The sequence below is a fragment of the Streptomonospora nanhaiensis genome, assembly GCF_026642255.1.
Lineage (GTDB): Bacteria > Actinomycetota > Actinomycetes > Streptosporangiales > Streptosporangiaceae > Nocardiopsis > Nocardiopsis tropica.
In genome coordinates, this window is sequence record NZ_CP113264.1 from 7,009,966 (window position 1) to 7,024,223 (window position 14,258).

General features: G+C 72.7%; 11 protein-coding genes. 8 read left to right on the top strand and 3 right to left on the bottom strand.

Annotation, left to right across the window (positions count from 1 at the left end):
- Positions 1–2 precede the first annotated feature (2 nt).
- From purD to OUQ99_RS30325, 4 genes are all read left to right on the top strand, one after another.
- Positions 3–1,253 carry a phosphoribosylamine--glycine ligase gene (purD, locus tag OUQ99_RS30310; RefSeq protein ID WP_267947168.1) on the top strand — a complete coding sequence of 417 codons (1,251 nt, stop codon included), beginning with the start codon at positions 3–5 and terminating at the stop codon, positions 1,251–1,253.
- A 19-nt stretch (positions 1,254–1,272) separates the two neighbouring features.
- A complete protein-coding gene (locus OUQ99_RS30315) occupies positions 1,273–2,193 on the top strand; it encodes a phosphoribosylaminoimidazolesuccinocarboxamide synthase (protein WP_267947169.1) in 921 nt (306 codons plus the stop codon).
- A gap of 359 nt (positions 2,194–2,552) precedes the next feature.
- On the top strand, positions 2,553–3,848 hold the full coding sequence (gene murA, locus OUQ99_RS30320) for a UDP-N-acetylglucosamine 1-carboxyvinyltransferase (RefSeq protein WP_267950568.1): 1,296 nt from the start codon (positions 2,553–2,555) through the stop codon (positions 3,846–3,848).
- A 251-nt stretch (positions 3,849–4,099) separates the two neighbouring features.
- Positions 4,100–5,365 carry a transcriptional regulator gene (locus OUQ99_RS30325; protein WP_378553683.1) on the top strand — a complete coding sequence of 422 codons (1,266 nt, stop codon included), beginning with the start codon at positions 4,100–4,102 and terminating at the stop codon, positions 5,363–5,365.
- Positions 5,366–6,017: 652 nt separating this feature from the next.
- Here the strand turns inward: OUQ99_RS30325 and hisC are convergent.
- Positions 6,018–7,100 carry a histidinol-phosphate transaminase gene (gene hisC, locus OUQ99_RS30330; RefSeq protein WP_267947170.1) on the bottom strand — a complete coding sequence of 361 codons (1,083 nt, stop codon included), beginning with the start codon at positions 7,098–7,100 and terminating at the stop codon, positions 6,018–6,020.
- Between the two features lie 210 nt (positions 7,101–7,310).
- On the opposite strand from hisC, the gene OUQ99_RS30335 reads away from it, so the two are divergent.
- Positions 7,311–7,976, top strand: a complete 666-nt coding sequence (locus OUQ99_RS30335; protein WP_267947171.1) for a hypothetical protein — start codon at positions 7,311–7,313, stop codon at positions 7,974–7,976.
- Between the two features lie 147 nt (positions 7,977–8,123).
- On the opposite strand, the gene OUQ99_RS30340 is transcribed toward OUQ99_RS30335, so the two are convergent.
- Complete coding sequence (locus OUQ99_RS30340; protein ID WP_267950570.1) at positions 8,124–9,116, bottom strand: MauE/DoxX family redox-associated membrane protein; 993 nt, start codon at positions 9,114–9,116, stop codon at positions 8,124–8,126.
- A gap of 2 nt (positions 9,117–9,118) precedes the next feature.
- Positions 9,119–10,090 (bottom strand): hypothetical protein, encoded by a 972-nt coding sequence (locus tag OUQ99_RS30345; protein WP_267947172.1) that lies wholly within the window; start codon positions 10,088–10,090, stop codon positions 9,119–9,121.
- Between the two features lie 483 nt (positions 10,091–10,573).
- Between OUQ99_RS30345 and OUQ99_RS30350 the strand changes: the two genes are divergently transcribed.
- The 3 genes from OUQ99_RS30350 to OUQ99_RS30360 all read left to right on the top strand — a co-directional run bounded on the left by OUQ99_RS30350 (position 10,574) and on the right by OUQ99_RS30360 (position 14,247).
- Positions 10,574–11,101, top strand: coding sequence for a SigE family RNA polymerase sigma factor (locus tag OUQ99_RS30350; protein WP_267947173.1), 528 nt, complete (start codon positions 10,574–10,576; stop codon positions 11,099–11,101).
- 605 nt (positions 11,102–11,706) lie between these two features.
- Positions 11,707–12,615 carry an ectoine hydroxylase gene (thpD, locus tag OUQ99_RS30355; RefSeq protein ID WP_267947174.1) on the top strand — a complete coding sequence of 303 codons (909 nt, stop codon included), beginning with the start codon at positions 11,707–11,709 and terminating at the stop codon, positions 12,613–12,615.
- Positions 12,616–12,831: 216 nt separating this feature from the next.
- Positions 12,832–14,247 (top strand): sensor histidine kinase, encoded by a 1,416-nt coding sequence (locus OUQ99_RS30360; RefSeq protein WP_267947175.1) that lies wholly within the window; start codon positions 12,832–12,834, stop codon positions 14,245–14,247.
- Positions 14,248–14,258: the final 11 nt, after the last annotated feature.

The window sequence follows — 14,258 nt, forward strand, 5'->3', positions numbered from 1 at the left end:
CAGTGAAAGCCCTCGTTCTCGGCGGCGGAGGCCGCGAGCACGCCCTCGTCCGCGCCCTCTCCCTGGACCCGGGTGTCACCGGCATCCACAGTGCGCCCGGCAACCCGGGCATCTCCGAGCTGGCCGAGAACCACGTCATCAACGTGACCGACGGTCTCGCCGTGACGGAGCTGGCCGCGCGCATCCGCGCCGAGCTGGTCGTCATCGGCCCGGAGGCCCCGCTGGTCGCCGGTGTGGCCGACGCCCTGCGCGACCGCGGCATCCCCGTGTTCGGGCCCGACCGGGCGGCCGCGAAGCTGGAGGGCTCCAAGGCGTTCGCCAAGGAGGTCATGGAGGCGGCGGGGGTGCCCACCGCCAAGGCGCGCGTGTGCCGGTCCGCGGGCCAGGTCTCCGACGCCCTCGACGAGTTCGGCGCCCCGTACGTGGTCAAGGACGACGGCCTCGCCGCGGGCAAGGGCGTCGTGGTGACGGACGACCGCGCCCTCGCCGAGCGGCACGCCCGGGAGTGCGGCCGCGTGGTCATCGAGGAGTTCCTCGACGGCCCCGAGGTGTCCCTCTTCGTGCTGAGCGACGGTGTGCACGCGCTGCCGCTGCTGCCCGCGCAGGACTTCAAGCGCGCCTACGACGGCGACCGGGGCCCCAACACCGGCGGCATGGGCGCCTACGCCCCGCTGCCGTGGGCGCCGCAGGGCCTCGTGGACGAGGTGATGGAGTCGGTCGTGCGGCCGACCCTCGCGGAGATGAACCGGCGCGGCACGCGCTACCAGGGCCTCCTCTACGTGGGTCTGGCGCTCACGTCGGGCGGCCCGCGCGTGGTCGAGTTCAACGCGCGGTTCGGCGACCCGGAGACGCAGGTGGTCCTGGACCGGCTCGCCACCCCGATCGGCGCGGTCCTCCAGGCCACCGACACGGCCGGGCTGGGCGGCATCGGCTCCCTCAAGTGGAAGCCGGGCGCGGCGGTCACCGTCGTGGTCGCCGCGGAGAACTACCCGGGCGACCCGGTCAAGGGAGACCTGATCGGCGGCCTGGACGCGGCCAACGCGCTGGAGGGCGCGTACGTGCTGCACGCCGGCACCGCGTGGGAGGGCACCGACGGCGTCAAGGCGAGCGGGGGCCGTGTCCTCAACGTGGTCGGCACCGGCGCCGACCTCCGCCAGGCGCGCGAGCGGGCGTACGAGGCCGCGTCGCGGATCGAGCTCCGCGGCTCGTTCCACCGCACCGACATCGCCGAGCGCGCCGCCGCCGAGCTGTAGCAAGGACCGGAGAACCCACATGAGCGGCTTCGTCGTCACCCCCGAGCCCGTCCGGGTCGAGGGGCTCACCCACCTGCACACCGGCAAGGTGCGCGACCTGTACGCGGCGGCGGACGGCAGCCTGGTGATGGTGGCCAGCGACCGCGTGTCGGCGTACGACTGGGTGCTGCCCACCGAGATCCCGGGCAAGGGGCGCCTGCTCACCCAGCTGTCCCTGTGGTGGTTCGACCAGCTGGGGGACCTGGTGCCCAACCACGTCCTGTCCGACGTCCCACCGGCGGGAGCACCCGCCGACTGGGACGGGAGGACACTGGTGTGCCGCCGGTTGGACATGGTGCCGGTGGAGTGCGTGGCGCGCGGCTACCTGACCGGTTCCGGCCTCGCCGAGTACCGGGTCGACGGCACGGTGTGCGGCGTCGCCCTCCCCGACGGCCTCGTCGACGGCTCCGAGCTTCCCGAGCCGGTCTTCACCCCGGCCACCAAGGCCGAGGTCGGCGACCACGACGAGAACGTGTCGTTCGAGGTCGTGGCCGACCGGCACGGAGCCGCCCTCGCCGCCGAGCTGCGCGACCTCACCCTGCGCGTGTACCGGCGCGGCCGGGAGCTGGCGCGGGAGCGCGGCGTCATCCTCGCCGACACCAAGTTCGAGTTCGGCCGGGACGCCGACGGCGCCCTGGTGCTGGCCGACGAGGTGTTCACCCCCGACTCCTCCCGGTACTGGCCGGCGGACGAGTGGGCCCCCGGACGCCCGCAGACCTCCTTCGACAAGCAGGTCCTGCGGGACTGGCTGGCCTCGCCCGAGTCGGGATGGGACCGGGCCTCGGAGACCCCGCCGCCCGCGCTTCCGGAGCACGTGGTGGAACGCACGCTGGACCGCTACACGGAGATCCATGAGCGCCTGACCGGCCGGAAGCCCGGTCTCCGCGCCGGGAACCGGTAGTGATTCGGCGCACGGGGCAGTCGTTTCACGTCGGGGACCACGTATGGTGGTCACGTTGTGCGCGGCGTCCCGCCGGCGTCCTGCCACGCGCGCGGCATCCCTGGTCTTTCCCTTGGGCCGAATACCTCTTTGGCTGTTTGACCGGTCCCCATCCACGTCCGGCGGGTATACCACGTTCTGTGCCGGTACACGCGGGTGGGTGCTATAGAGTCGTCGCGAGCACCGGCTTCACCGGCCGCGCAGGTCACGCGCAAGATGGTCGCAACGTTCCAGGGGAAACCCGCGTCTAAAACGCATACAGGCGAAACCCGACGAGGGTGACCTTTTTTCACATCTGCCTCACAAAGGAGCACATGAGCATGGGCCAGGAGGTTCGTTACCGCGTCCGCGGCGGACGCCCCCTCAGTGGAACGGCGTTCATCCAAGGCGCGAAGAACGCCGTCCTGCCGATGATCGGGGCCGCTCTACTCGCGGCCAAGGGCCGTACCGTGCTGCGGAACGTGCCCGTCATCGAGGACGTCTACCGCGCGCTTGAGCTCGCCGAACACGTGGGCGCCAAGGTCGAGTTCCACGAGGCCGAGCGCACCGTCGTCATCGACGCGTCCCGTCTCAACGACCCCGAGCGCGCCGTCCTGCCCGCCGAGATCGCGGCCCGCTTCCGCGGCTCCGTGCTCTTCGTTCCCGCGCTGATGCACCGCACCGGCCGCGCCCGCATCGAGGGCGTCGGCGGTTGCAACCTGGGCAGCCGCAACCTCGACTTCCACTACCGGGGCTTCGCGCGCCTGGGCGCGGAGGTCACCGAGGACCTCGAGCGCAACCACATCAACGTGGAGGCCAGCAACCTCCGCGGTGGCCGCCTCTACCTGGACACGCCGTCCCACACCGGTACCGAGAACCTGCTCATGGCCGCCGTCCTGGCGCCGGGCACCACGGTGATCGAGCACGCGGCCCTCGAGCCCGAGGTCATCGACGTCATCAACTTCCTGAGCGCCATGGGCGCCAGGATCAGCGGTGGCGGCACCGGGCTCATCACGGTCGAGGGCGTCGAGGAGCTCACCGCGGTCGAGCACACGATCATGTCGGACCGCATCGACGCCGGCGTGTTCGCGATGACCGTCGCCGCCACCGGTGGCGAGGTCAGCCTGGTGGGCGCCCACCTGGACCACCTGGGCGTGGCCCGCTGGAAGCTCGAGCAGATGGGCGTGGGCTTCTCCCAGGAGGGCGCGGTCCTGCACGTGCAGAGGGACCCCTCCGTGCCGCTGCGCCCGATCAACGCCGTCACCTCGCCGTTCCCGGGCTTCGCGACCGACCTCCAGTCGCCGCTGATGGCCCTGGCCACCCTGGCCGAGGGCGAGAGCTACATCCACGAGGCCATCTACGACGGCCGGTTCGCCCTGGCCGACGAGCTCAACAAGATGGGCGCGAAGATCGAGGTCGAGGGCACCCGCGCCATCGTGCACGGGCCGACCAACCTGCGCGGGGCCGAGGTCATCGCCCACGACCTGCGCACCGGTGCGGCCCTGGTCCTCGCCGGACTGGTCGCGGAAGGTGAGACAATCGTGGCGCCCGGATACCTGGTTGACCGCGGTCACTCCCAGTTCGCGGCGAGGCTCGCTGCTCTCGGCGCGGACGTGGAGCGCGTCGTCGTCTCGTAGGGAGCCGAAAGCGCAGTTCAAGCCGGGGTGGGGGCTTGCCTCCCACCCGGGCTTTCGGCGTTGATATCGAAAACGATCTTCTTTGGCCCCGCACAATGGGTACGATCTCGGCAATCATGCCGTGACAGAGATCGGGTCGGGAAACCAGTGGGCGCACATAGTGAAGAGCGTGGAATGGTAGCGGGGAGCAACCCGAGGTGAGTGCCCAGCGTACTGGCGATTTGACGATCGGCGTCATAGGGCCCCATGAGGTGGTCGAACGGGTCATGCTCATGGGCCCGGGGTCCACCGGGCCCCTCAACGCCAGACTCATCGCAGCCGCGTACCGAGATGAGCAAGAGGCGACGGACAAGGTCGTCAGGCTGGGTTCGGCGATCGACGCCTACCTGTTCGCCAGCCCTGTCCCGTACGAGTTCGCGCGCAAGGCCGGGGTTCTCACGATGCCCGCCACCTTCGTGCCGCTCGGCGGGGCCAGCCTGCACGAGGCCCTGCTCCGGGCGACCCTGGACGACCGGTACGACCCGACCAGAGCCAGCCTCGACGTGCTCAGCCGCGCCGACGTGGTCGAGGCCTACTCCGAGGTCGACCTGCCCGTGGACGGCATCCACGTGCACGAGGAGCTCACGAACACCGCGCAGCTCACGTCCTTCCACGAGGGGCTGTGGCGGCGCAAGGCCACCCGCATGGCGATCACCTGCGTGCGCGGCGTCGCCGAGCGGCTGGAGGCCATCGGCGTCCCCGTGATCCGGTTGCGGCCCACCAACGCCGGCGTGCGCAGCGCCCTCCAGACCGCGGGACTGCTGGGGGCGCACCACCGGCTGGAGGAGGCCCAGCTGGGCGTCGTGGTGGTGGACGTGCCCACGCTGCGGGACTCGTCCCGGCGGTCGACCCCCCGGTACTGGCGCGAGGAGCTGCGGCTGTCGCTGCACCGGCTCCTCCTCCAGGAGGCCCACCGGATCAACGCCACGGCCCACCGCCTGGACGACCATTCGTTCATGGTGACCGCCACGCGGGGATCGCTCGTGACCGCGACCGAGGGGTTCCGGCAGCCGCCGTTCGTGGAGCGCATCAAGGCGGAGCTGGGGATCGCGATCGAGGTCGGGATCGGCATGGGGCGCACCACCCAGGACGCCGAGGCGCACGCCCGGGCCGCCCTGAACCGCGCCCAGGCGTCCCGTCAGAGCTTCGCGGTGGACCGCGAGGGTCGTTCCCTGGTCCCCGCCCAGCGCGCGCCCGCACGGCAGTCCTCCGAACCGCTGCGCACCAAGGGCCGCGAGACGTTGATTCGGCTCTCGGAGAAGATCGCCGAGGAGGACGGCCCGCTGGTCGTCGACGCGGAGAACGCCGGGCGCATGCTCGGCGTCACCTCCCGGACCGCGCGCCGGCTGCTGCGCACCCTCGTCGAGGAGGGGCTGGCATGGCCGCTGCCCCCCAACCGCACCCTCCAGCCCGGCCGCCCGCGCCAGCTCTACAGGCTGATCGTGGAGAAGCTGGACAAGGACGCGGCGGGCAAGTAGGCGGTGGGCGGACAGGCGCCACACGTACGCGGGCGGGGGCGGTTCCCAACGGGACCGCCCCCGCCGCGTGCTGCCCCGGTGCTGCGGGGCGACCGTGTGAGGGCCCGGCCCCAGCCTCGAGGGGCTGCTGAGCAGTCCGGGACCACTCTGTGGGGTGTCCGCGGGGGCCTGTGGGGAACAAGCCCCGGGGCGAGCCGATCGGGCCCGTGAAGGCGTCTGGGGTGACCGGGCGGCCAGGTTCGCGGTGACGGACAGCGGGTCGGCCAGGTTTTCCGGAGACGTGGCGGACCGCGTACGGGATCCGCCGGAAGCGGCCCGGCCGGGTTCTCCACAGGCCGTGGAGGGGCGTTGCCCGCGGAACGGCCCGGTGGGAGCGTGGAACACGGGGGCGCCGCACAGCGGCCACGGGGAGCCGCGGGTCCCCCGAATCGACGCTACCCCTCTCCAACCCGCCCCCGCCATCCCCGTCCACAGGCTGTGGATAATCCGGTGACAACCCCGCTCCCCGCTGCCAGACTCCCGCGCATGGACGACGAGGCGGCCCCCGCTCCCGGGGGCCGCGCACCGGCCGGACGGGCGCCCCCGCGGCCGGTGCGCCGGACACCCCGGCCGGCCGGACGGGCACCGCCGCACGGGCACCCCCGCGGGTTCCCTAGCGGCGCTCGGCGTAGGAGGTGGCCACGGCCAGGAACGCGTCGTTCTCCTCAGGGGTGCCGAGGCTCACGCGGGCGCCCTCGCCCGCGAACGGGCGCACCGAGACGCCCGCCTCCGCGCACGCGGCGGCGAAGTCGAGCGTGTCCCCGTCCAGCCGCAGCCACACGAAGTTGGCCTCGGTCGGCGGCACGGTCCACCCGGAGGCGACGAGCGCGTCGCGGACGCGGTCTCGCTCCGCGACGGTGGCCGCCACCCGCTCCATGAGCTCGCCCTCGGCGTCGAGGGAGGCGATCCCCGCGGCCTGGGCGATGTGGTTCACGGCGAACGGGACGAGGGTCTTGCGGACCGCGTCGACCACCGGCGGGTGGCCGACCAGGTAGCCCAGGCGCACCGCGGCCAGGCCGTAGGCCTTGGAGAACGTGCGCAGCACGGCGACGTTGGGCCGGTCCCGGTAGAGGTCGACGCCGTCGGGCACGCGGGGGTCGCGCACGTACTCCAGGTACGCCTCGTCCAGGATCACCAGCACGCTGTCCGGGATCCGGTCCAGGAAGGCGGTCAGCTCGTCCTCGCGGACCGTGGTGCCGGTCGGGTTGTTGGGGTTGCAGACGATCACCATGCGGGTGGCCGGGGTGACCGCGTCCGCCATGGCGTCGAGGTCGTGCGCCTCGTCCTTCAGCGGAACCTGCACGGGGGTGACCCCGGCGAGCCCGGCGAGCAGCGGGTAGGCCTCGAAGGACCGCCAGGCGTAGACGACCTCGGCCCCGGGTTCGCCGACCGCCTCCAGGAGCTGCTGGAGCATGCCGACGGAGCCCGCGCCGAGGGCGAGGTGCTCCTCGGGGACGTCCAGGCGCCGCGCGAGACGGGAGGTGAGCTCCTCGGCGCCCGGGTCGGGGTAGCGGTTCAGCTCGGCGGCCGCCCGCGCGACGGCCTCACGCACCGAGGGGAGGGGGCCGTAGGGGCTCTCGTTGGAGGAGAGCTTGACGGACCGGCCTTCGGGGCCGACGACCTTCCTGCCCGGCTTGTACGGGGGGATGCTCTCCAGCACCGACCGCAGATATGGCGATTTCGACTCCGACACCATTGTCCTTCCTCAATACTTTGTGCTAACCCCGCGACACGCTCAGCGATCTCGCGCCCGGGCCGATCACCGCACCCAGCGGAAATATCGCACAAACGAGGAGATAGCACCATGCGTTTGCGTCCCTGTCCCGCCGGCTCAGCTCGGATTCCGGCTGGTCAGAACCCCCGCCCGCGGGGAGGGCGGGCACACGTCCGGCCATTGGCTCTTCCCATGGTCCTACCCGTGGTGGTCATGCTCAGTGCGTGCGGCGGCGGGGCCGAGGGGGGAGACGATCCCAACGCCGAGGCCGCCGCCGCCCTGTACGACGCGCACCCGCTGCACGTCCGCGACGCCACCCTCGTGCCCGAGGGCAGTGAGAGCGGCACCTACTCCGAGCTTGTCACAGTGCGGTACAGCGCCGAGGTCCGGGCCACCACCGAACTGGACAAGCCCGAGTGCCTGGACGCCTCGAACCGCTGGGGGGACCTGGACGGGGTGCAGGGGGCGCCCGCCTCCGTGGCCGCCTACGAGTGGTCCGAGGGCGCGGTGTCGCACATGCTGGTCCAGCTGGACGAGGGCACCGCCGCCGAGGCGCTCGCCGCGAGGCCTCCGGAGAGCTGCGCCGCGTACACCGCCACCTACGAGGACGGGACCACGTCCGACTACGGGGTGAGCGACCTGGAGGAGGTCCCGGAGATCGGCGACGAGTCCCGCGCCTACGCCATCGAGGTGAGCTCCGCGGAGGAGGACAGCCGCATGTTCAGCATCATGTACCGCAACGGCGGCCTGGTGGGCACCACGTCGATCCTCGGCCAGGGCGCGCTGGAGGACTACGAGGAGATGCTCGTCGAGTTCAGCGAGGCCGCCGTGGAACGCCAGGACCGGATGCTGGGCTGAGGACCCCGGCCGCACCGCGGCGGCCCGCCCGGGATCCCGTTGTCCGGCCCGGCCCCGGCGGGCGGCGCTCCGGCGCCCGGACGCCCGGTTCCCCGCGGGGGCCGCACGGAACCGGTCCGGCGGGGGCCGGTCCCGTGCGGGAACCCGTCACACCGGCTGGCCGGTGTCGGCGTCGCGCGAGTGGTCGGGCATCATCCTGGCCGGGTGCTCACGCGCCGCCCGGAGCGTCTCCGCGGCCCGGGCCGCGTCGTGCCGCTCGGCGTCCCGCCTGGCCGCCTGGCGCGGCCGGGGAAGCCTGCGCGGCGGCCCGACCAGTTCGAGGCCGGTCACGGCGCCGAAGGAGGCGACCACCGCCCCGCTCCCCCGGTCGACGAGCACCGCGCGCACGCCGGTACGGCGGCGCCCGCCGATCCTGACCGCGTACACGACGTCCACACGCCGCCCGTGGCGCATCCCGTCGTAGCGCAGGAACCGCCAGCAGCCGTGCCTCCACACGTCGTCGGGCTCGGCCTTGATCATCACGTTCTCGTTGGTGCGCCACACGTCGCTGCGGCGCAGTCTGCGCACCGTACGGCGCATCGGGACCTCGCGCAGCTCGCACGGCTCCCGGTGGAGGGTCCGGGCCGCCACCTCGCGCAGCTCGGGGCTGAGAGCCGCGAGGAGCAGCAGTTCCGCGCCCAGGACCCAGCCGTGCAGCGCGGTGGGGGCGAGGGCCACCTGCCACCCGGCGGGCTCCAGGCCCGGCGTGGCCAGGGCGGCGGCGGACAGGAGCCCGGCCCGGGTGAGCGTGCGCCAACCGATGGGGGCGCGGCTCAGCCCGCCGAAGCAGCCGCAGCCCGCCTCCGGGTCGCGCCTGCGCGCCAGGACCAGCACCACCACCGACGCGGCGAACACGACGGCGGTGAGCAGGCGCACGGCGTCGCCCGGGAGGCCGGTGAGGGCCAGCAGCCCGACGGCGAGCGCGACCTCCAGGAGGCCGGTCCCGACGGTGGCCGGGCGTCGCAGGCGCTCGGGCACCAGGACGGCCAGTCCCGAGCCGGCGGCCTGCCCGGTGGTCTTGCTCGCGGCGCCGAGCAGGAGCAGCACCGCCAGCAGCGGCAGCTGGACCTCGCGGAACGCCTCCACGATCTCCGGCAGCATGGTCATCCCTCCCCGTTGTGGACCGTCATGGTCGCGTTGAAGCAGCCGTCCTCCAGAAGCCCCCCGAGCGCGACGAACGCGGTCATGGTGAGGGAGGCGATCCGCCCCGCCCCCTGGCCCCCGCAGGCGGGGCACAGGTCGCACAGCCAGCTGTCGGCGGCGGCGCAGTCCACGACGGGGAGCACGGCCGTGTCCCTCGTGCAGTCGTTGCGCAGGTTCGGCGTCGCACCGGCGGACAGCAGCGGAAGCGGCACGCAGGAGGTGCGCCGGTCGCAGTCCGCGTCGTGGCCGACGGGGTCGAGTGCCGGATAGGCGACGCCGTCGACGCGGGCGCGCGGGTCCAGGTGGGACGAGCGCCCCCAGGCGGGGTCGTACCAGGTGGCGATGCCGCTGAGCGTGGTGGAGTGGCGGGGTGTGGGCGGCCTCGGCGGTGTGGCGCTGAGCGGGTAGGGCGGCTGCGTCGTGGCCGGTCGGGCGGCCCACACGGCCCCCTCGCGCCAGACCCCGACGGCGTCGAAGACGTAGCCGGGTTCCAGGCGCGGGTGGCGGACGGCGATGCGGCCCGAGGTGCGGTAGGGGAGGACCACGGTCGTGCGGGGACGGCCGTGGCCGGGGTCGATCTCCAGGGTCTCGCCCTCGCGGCCGACGATGACGCCGGTCGCCCGGGCGGCCTGGGCCCACACGCGTTCGGCGACGAGGCGACCGTCCTGTGAGCAGAGCACCACGGCGTCGTCGCCGTCCCTCAGGTCGTCGGGCCGGACCTCTCCCCCGCGCCAGAACACGGTGGCGCGGTCGTACAGGAACCGCTCCTCGCCCCGGGGCGTGGCCAGGCAGAGCATGTGCGTGGTGGCGCCGACGACCACGCCGCGCACGACGCGGTCGCCCACCGGTGTGGGTTCGAGCGCGGTCTCGGGGCCGAGCACCGCCGCGGTGAACCTTCTGCGGTCCCTTCCGCTGTCCGTCATCACTGACATGTCGTCTGCGCCCCCTTGTCACCCGACTCGTCACTCTCTGCCCATTGTCCCGGTCGGAACCACCGGCCACCGGCCACACGCCGACACGCACCTGTTCGGGTGGTCCGCATGTCCCGGACCTTGCTCGCGGCAACCTTCCGGAAGCCGGTACGTCCGGGGCAGTGCCCCATGCGGACCATCCACCATGATGACCGCATGCAGCCGCTTGAGTACAGCTTGTGGCTGCAAAGTCGCAGATAGACCCGATACACACCGATAGATCCACAAAAATGACCAAGAGTCTGCGCGCCGCCCCGCCCTTCCCCGGCCCCGCGCCCCGGCGTGTCGGGGGTCCGGCCCGGGGCCGCCGCCCGACGGGACCGGCCCTCCATGGCGTGCCGTTGGCCGGCACATGGGGCACAGGTGCCCGGAGATTTGCGTTCGCTGTGTGACAGTGAGGGGAAGAAAGCATGACAAAGCAGCACGCAGCACCTGTGAGAGTCGGTGGTCGGCGTGACAGGAACTACCCGGACCCCCAGGTACGACGAGTTCAGCCGCTACGTGGCCGAGCGCGGCCCCGCCCTGCTGCGGATGGCCCGCTCCCTCACGAACAACCTCGCCGACGCCGAGGACCTGCTCCAGGCCGCCCTCGTGAAGACCTTCCTCTCCTGGGAGCGGATCGCCGACCCGAAGGCCCGCGACGGGTACGTGCGCCGGGCGATGGTCAACACGCAGATCTCCGAGTGGCGCCGCAAACGGCTGGACGTCTACCCCACCGACGACATCCCCGAGCAGCGCGTGGACGACCCCACCTGGCGCAGCGACCTCGCCGACGTGGTCGGGCGGGCCATCGAACGCCTCCCCGACCGCCAGCGCACCACGGTCGTCCTCCGCTACTACGACGACCTCACCGAGGCGCAGATCGCCGCCCGGATGGGCGTCACTCTCGGCACCGTGAAGAGCACCCTGTCCCGGGCCGTGGACAAGCTGCGACGGGACGCCGACCTCGTCATCGAGCGCGCCGTCAACTGACCCGCCGACACCGGCAGCACGACGGGCAGGCCTTCCCACGGCCCCGCCCCCTCCCCGGACACGGATCGGCACAGCCCCGAGGGGCGCGCCGGGCCCCGCGCGCCTGTCCGGACGGACACCGGGAAGCAATTCGCAGGCAGTGCCGGACGGCGCCCGCGAACAGGGCCGATACGGCAGAGGCGGCATGACACCGTGATCGGATCTTCCGGTCACCCTGGGAGAAACCACCGACACCCTCCGGCATGATTATCGGCGTTCCCGGCGGGCATGGCCTGGTCCGGCGGGTGGAACTGCGGACCGGCGGAGGGCGCCCGCGCGGCCCGGTTCCCGTTGCGGGGCGCCAACGGCCACGGACCGTCCACCGCCGGCTCCGAAGGGGGGGCGACGGTGTCGACGGCCCAGGCCGGCGTCGGCGCCCCACGAGGAACCGCACCGCGCAGGAGTCCCGGACGGCCCCGCGACACCGCGCCGAGCGCGCCTCCGGCCGACCGCGGCGGAATCCGGTTCCGCCGGGCCCGGAGGCCGTGGCCGGGCGCGAGGCGCCCCGGACCGCAACCGTCCGCCGACGAGGAAAACGACGGGCACCGAGAAAGGAGAGGCGTCCCATGACCCTGGTAGACGTCCACATCCAAGATCGATATCCGACACGCGTCGAGTCCGGTTCCGACCGGAAGTGGATCATCAGCGACGAACCGACCGTCCGAGGCAGCGCGCAGGAGGGACCGGCCTCCGCCGAAGAGCTCGCCGAACACGCCCGCAACGGATTCCACATCCAGCGGGACCTGCTGTCCGACCAGGAGGTCGGCGCCTGCATGGACGAGCTCAAGGCGATGACCGACGATCCGGCGATCCGCTCCGACGAGCGCACGATCATCGAGCCCGCCTCCGAGGAGGTCCGCTCGGTGTTCGACGCCCACTTGTTGAGCGATCGCATCGCCCGTCTGATCCGGGAACCCCGGATCCTCGACAGGGCGCGCCAGATCCTCGGCTCCGAGGTCTACGTGCACCAGAGCCGGGTCAACTTCATGCCCGGCTTCCGCGGCACCGGCTTCTACTGGCACTCGGACTTCGAGACCTGGCACGCCGAGGACGGCATGGCCGACATGGCGGCCGTCAGCATGTCCATCGGGTTGACCGACAACCACCCGTTCAACGGCGGGCTGATGCTCATGCCGGGCGCCCACCGGACGTTCGTCCCGTGTCTGGGCCGCACGCCGGACGACAACTACAGGTCCTCGCTGAAGGCCCAGAAGGTCGGTGTCCCGCAGGAGGAGGACATCGCCGAGCTGGCGCGGCGCCACGGGATCGAGCAGTTCACCGGCCCGAGCGGGTCGGCGCTGTGGTTCGACTGCAACAGCATGCACGGATCAGGGAACAACATCACCCCGTACCCGCGCTCGAACATCTTCGTGGTGTTCAACAGTGTGGAGAACGCTCTGGTCGAGCCGTTCGCCGCGCGGGAGCGCCGGCCCGGGTTCGTCGCCTCGCGCGACTTCACGCCGCTGAGGGCCTGACCGGGGACGTCGCGCCCGCGGTCGACCGGGCGCGACCGCCCGGCCCGCCGGAGGGCGGGCCGGGCGCCCCGGACACGGACGGCGCCCCACCGCGGCGCCGCTTCTTCCCCTCCCCGACCCCCGAGAGCCCGGCCCCGGGGCCGCGGTCGGCCCGCACCGCGCGTACCTGACTTTCGTCAGATGACGGGACCGGCGCCGGACGTTACCTTCCGAGATATGAGAACCTCCCCGGCAGCGATCCCGCCCGGACACGCCGCCCTGGCGTGCTCGGTCCTCGTGGCTCTGCCGGCTCTTGTGTGGCCCCTCCTCTTTCTCCTCGTCCCGCTGCCCGCCCTGCTCACCGGGCGCCTGTCCTCGGATCCGCGCCCTGCTGTCGCCGTGTACGCGACCGGTGCGGCGGGAGGCGCCGGATGGCTGCTGTTGTCCGGTCAGCCCTTGGGACTGTGGATCACCGGGAGCGTCCTGGTGCTGTTCGCCGTGCCCCTCCCCTGGTTGGTGGGCCTGTACCTGCGCAACGCCGCAGCCCTGGAGGAGGCGGGGTGGGATCGGGCGCGGTTCCTGGAGAGCGAGGCGAGACTCGTCGCCGAACGGGTCCGCATGCGCGAGCGCTCCCGCATCGCCGGCGACCTCCACGACGCCGTGGGCCACGAGCTCAGCCTGCTGTCGCTGCGCGCCGGCGCCCTGGAGATGGCGGAGGACCTGTCCGAGCAGCGGCGTTCCGAGGCCGCCGAGCTGCGCGAGGCGGCGGCACGTGCGGCCGATCGGCTGGCGGAAGCGCTCGGTGTGCTGAGAGTCGATGGCGAGGCCGCGCCTCTGGGCCCGGCGGACGACACCCTCACCGCCCTGGTGGAACGCTCCAGGGCGTCCGGGATGGAGGTGGTTCTGAGCCAGGAGGGCGACACGCGTGCGCTGCCCGTGCTCGTGGACCGGGCCGTGTACCGGGTGGTCCAGGAGTCCCTGACCAACGCCGCCCGGCACGCTCCGGGCGCGGCCGTGCGGGTCACTGTCGAGACGGGGGCCGACGAGGTCGTGGTCCGGGTCGTCGGATCCGCGCCCGGGAAGGGATACCCACGAGCCCACGGGGTGAGTGGCGGAACCGGGCTCGAGAGTCTTCGCGAACGTGTCAGGCTGGTCGGCGGGACGTTCGGTGCGGGGCCCGAGGGACCGGGCTGGGCCGTGTCGGCCCGTATGCCCGTACGGGGGCGGCCGCACCCCGGGGGCGCGGCGGCACGGGACGAGCACGCGGAACCGTCGAGCCTGAGCACACACCGCCTTGCCCGCCGCCGTACCGGGTGGGCGATAGGCCTGATCGTGGGCCTCGCCATGACAACGGCTCTCCTGGGATACGGGCTGGCTCTCGCCCTCAACGCGCACCAGGCCGCGACCGCCACACTGGAACCCGAGGTCTTCGAGCAGTTGCGCCCGGGCCAGGACCGGGCCGAGGTGGAGGCCGTCCTGCCCGAGAACCGGCTGGACGCGGCCTCCACAGGCGGGGAGGAGAACGGGATGCGGCCGGGACTGGAGTGCTCCCTCTACCGGTCGAGCCCGCAGATCTTCGACGGTGACCACGATCGGTACCGGCTGTGCTTCGACGCCGAAACCCTGGTGTCGGCCGAGGTGGTGACGTGGTGAGGAGGGTGACG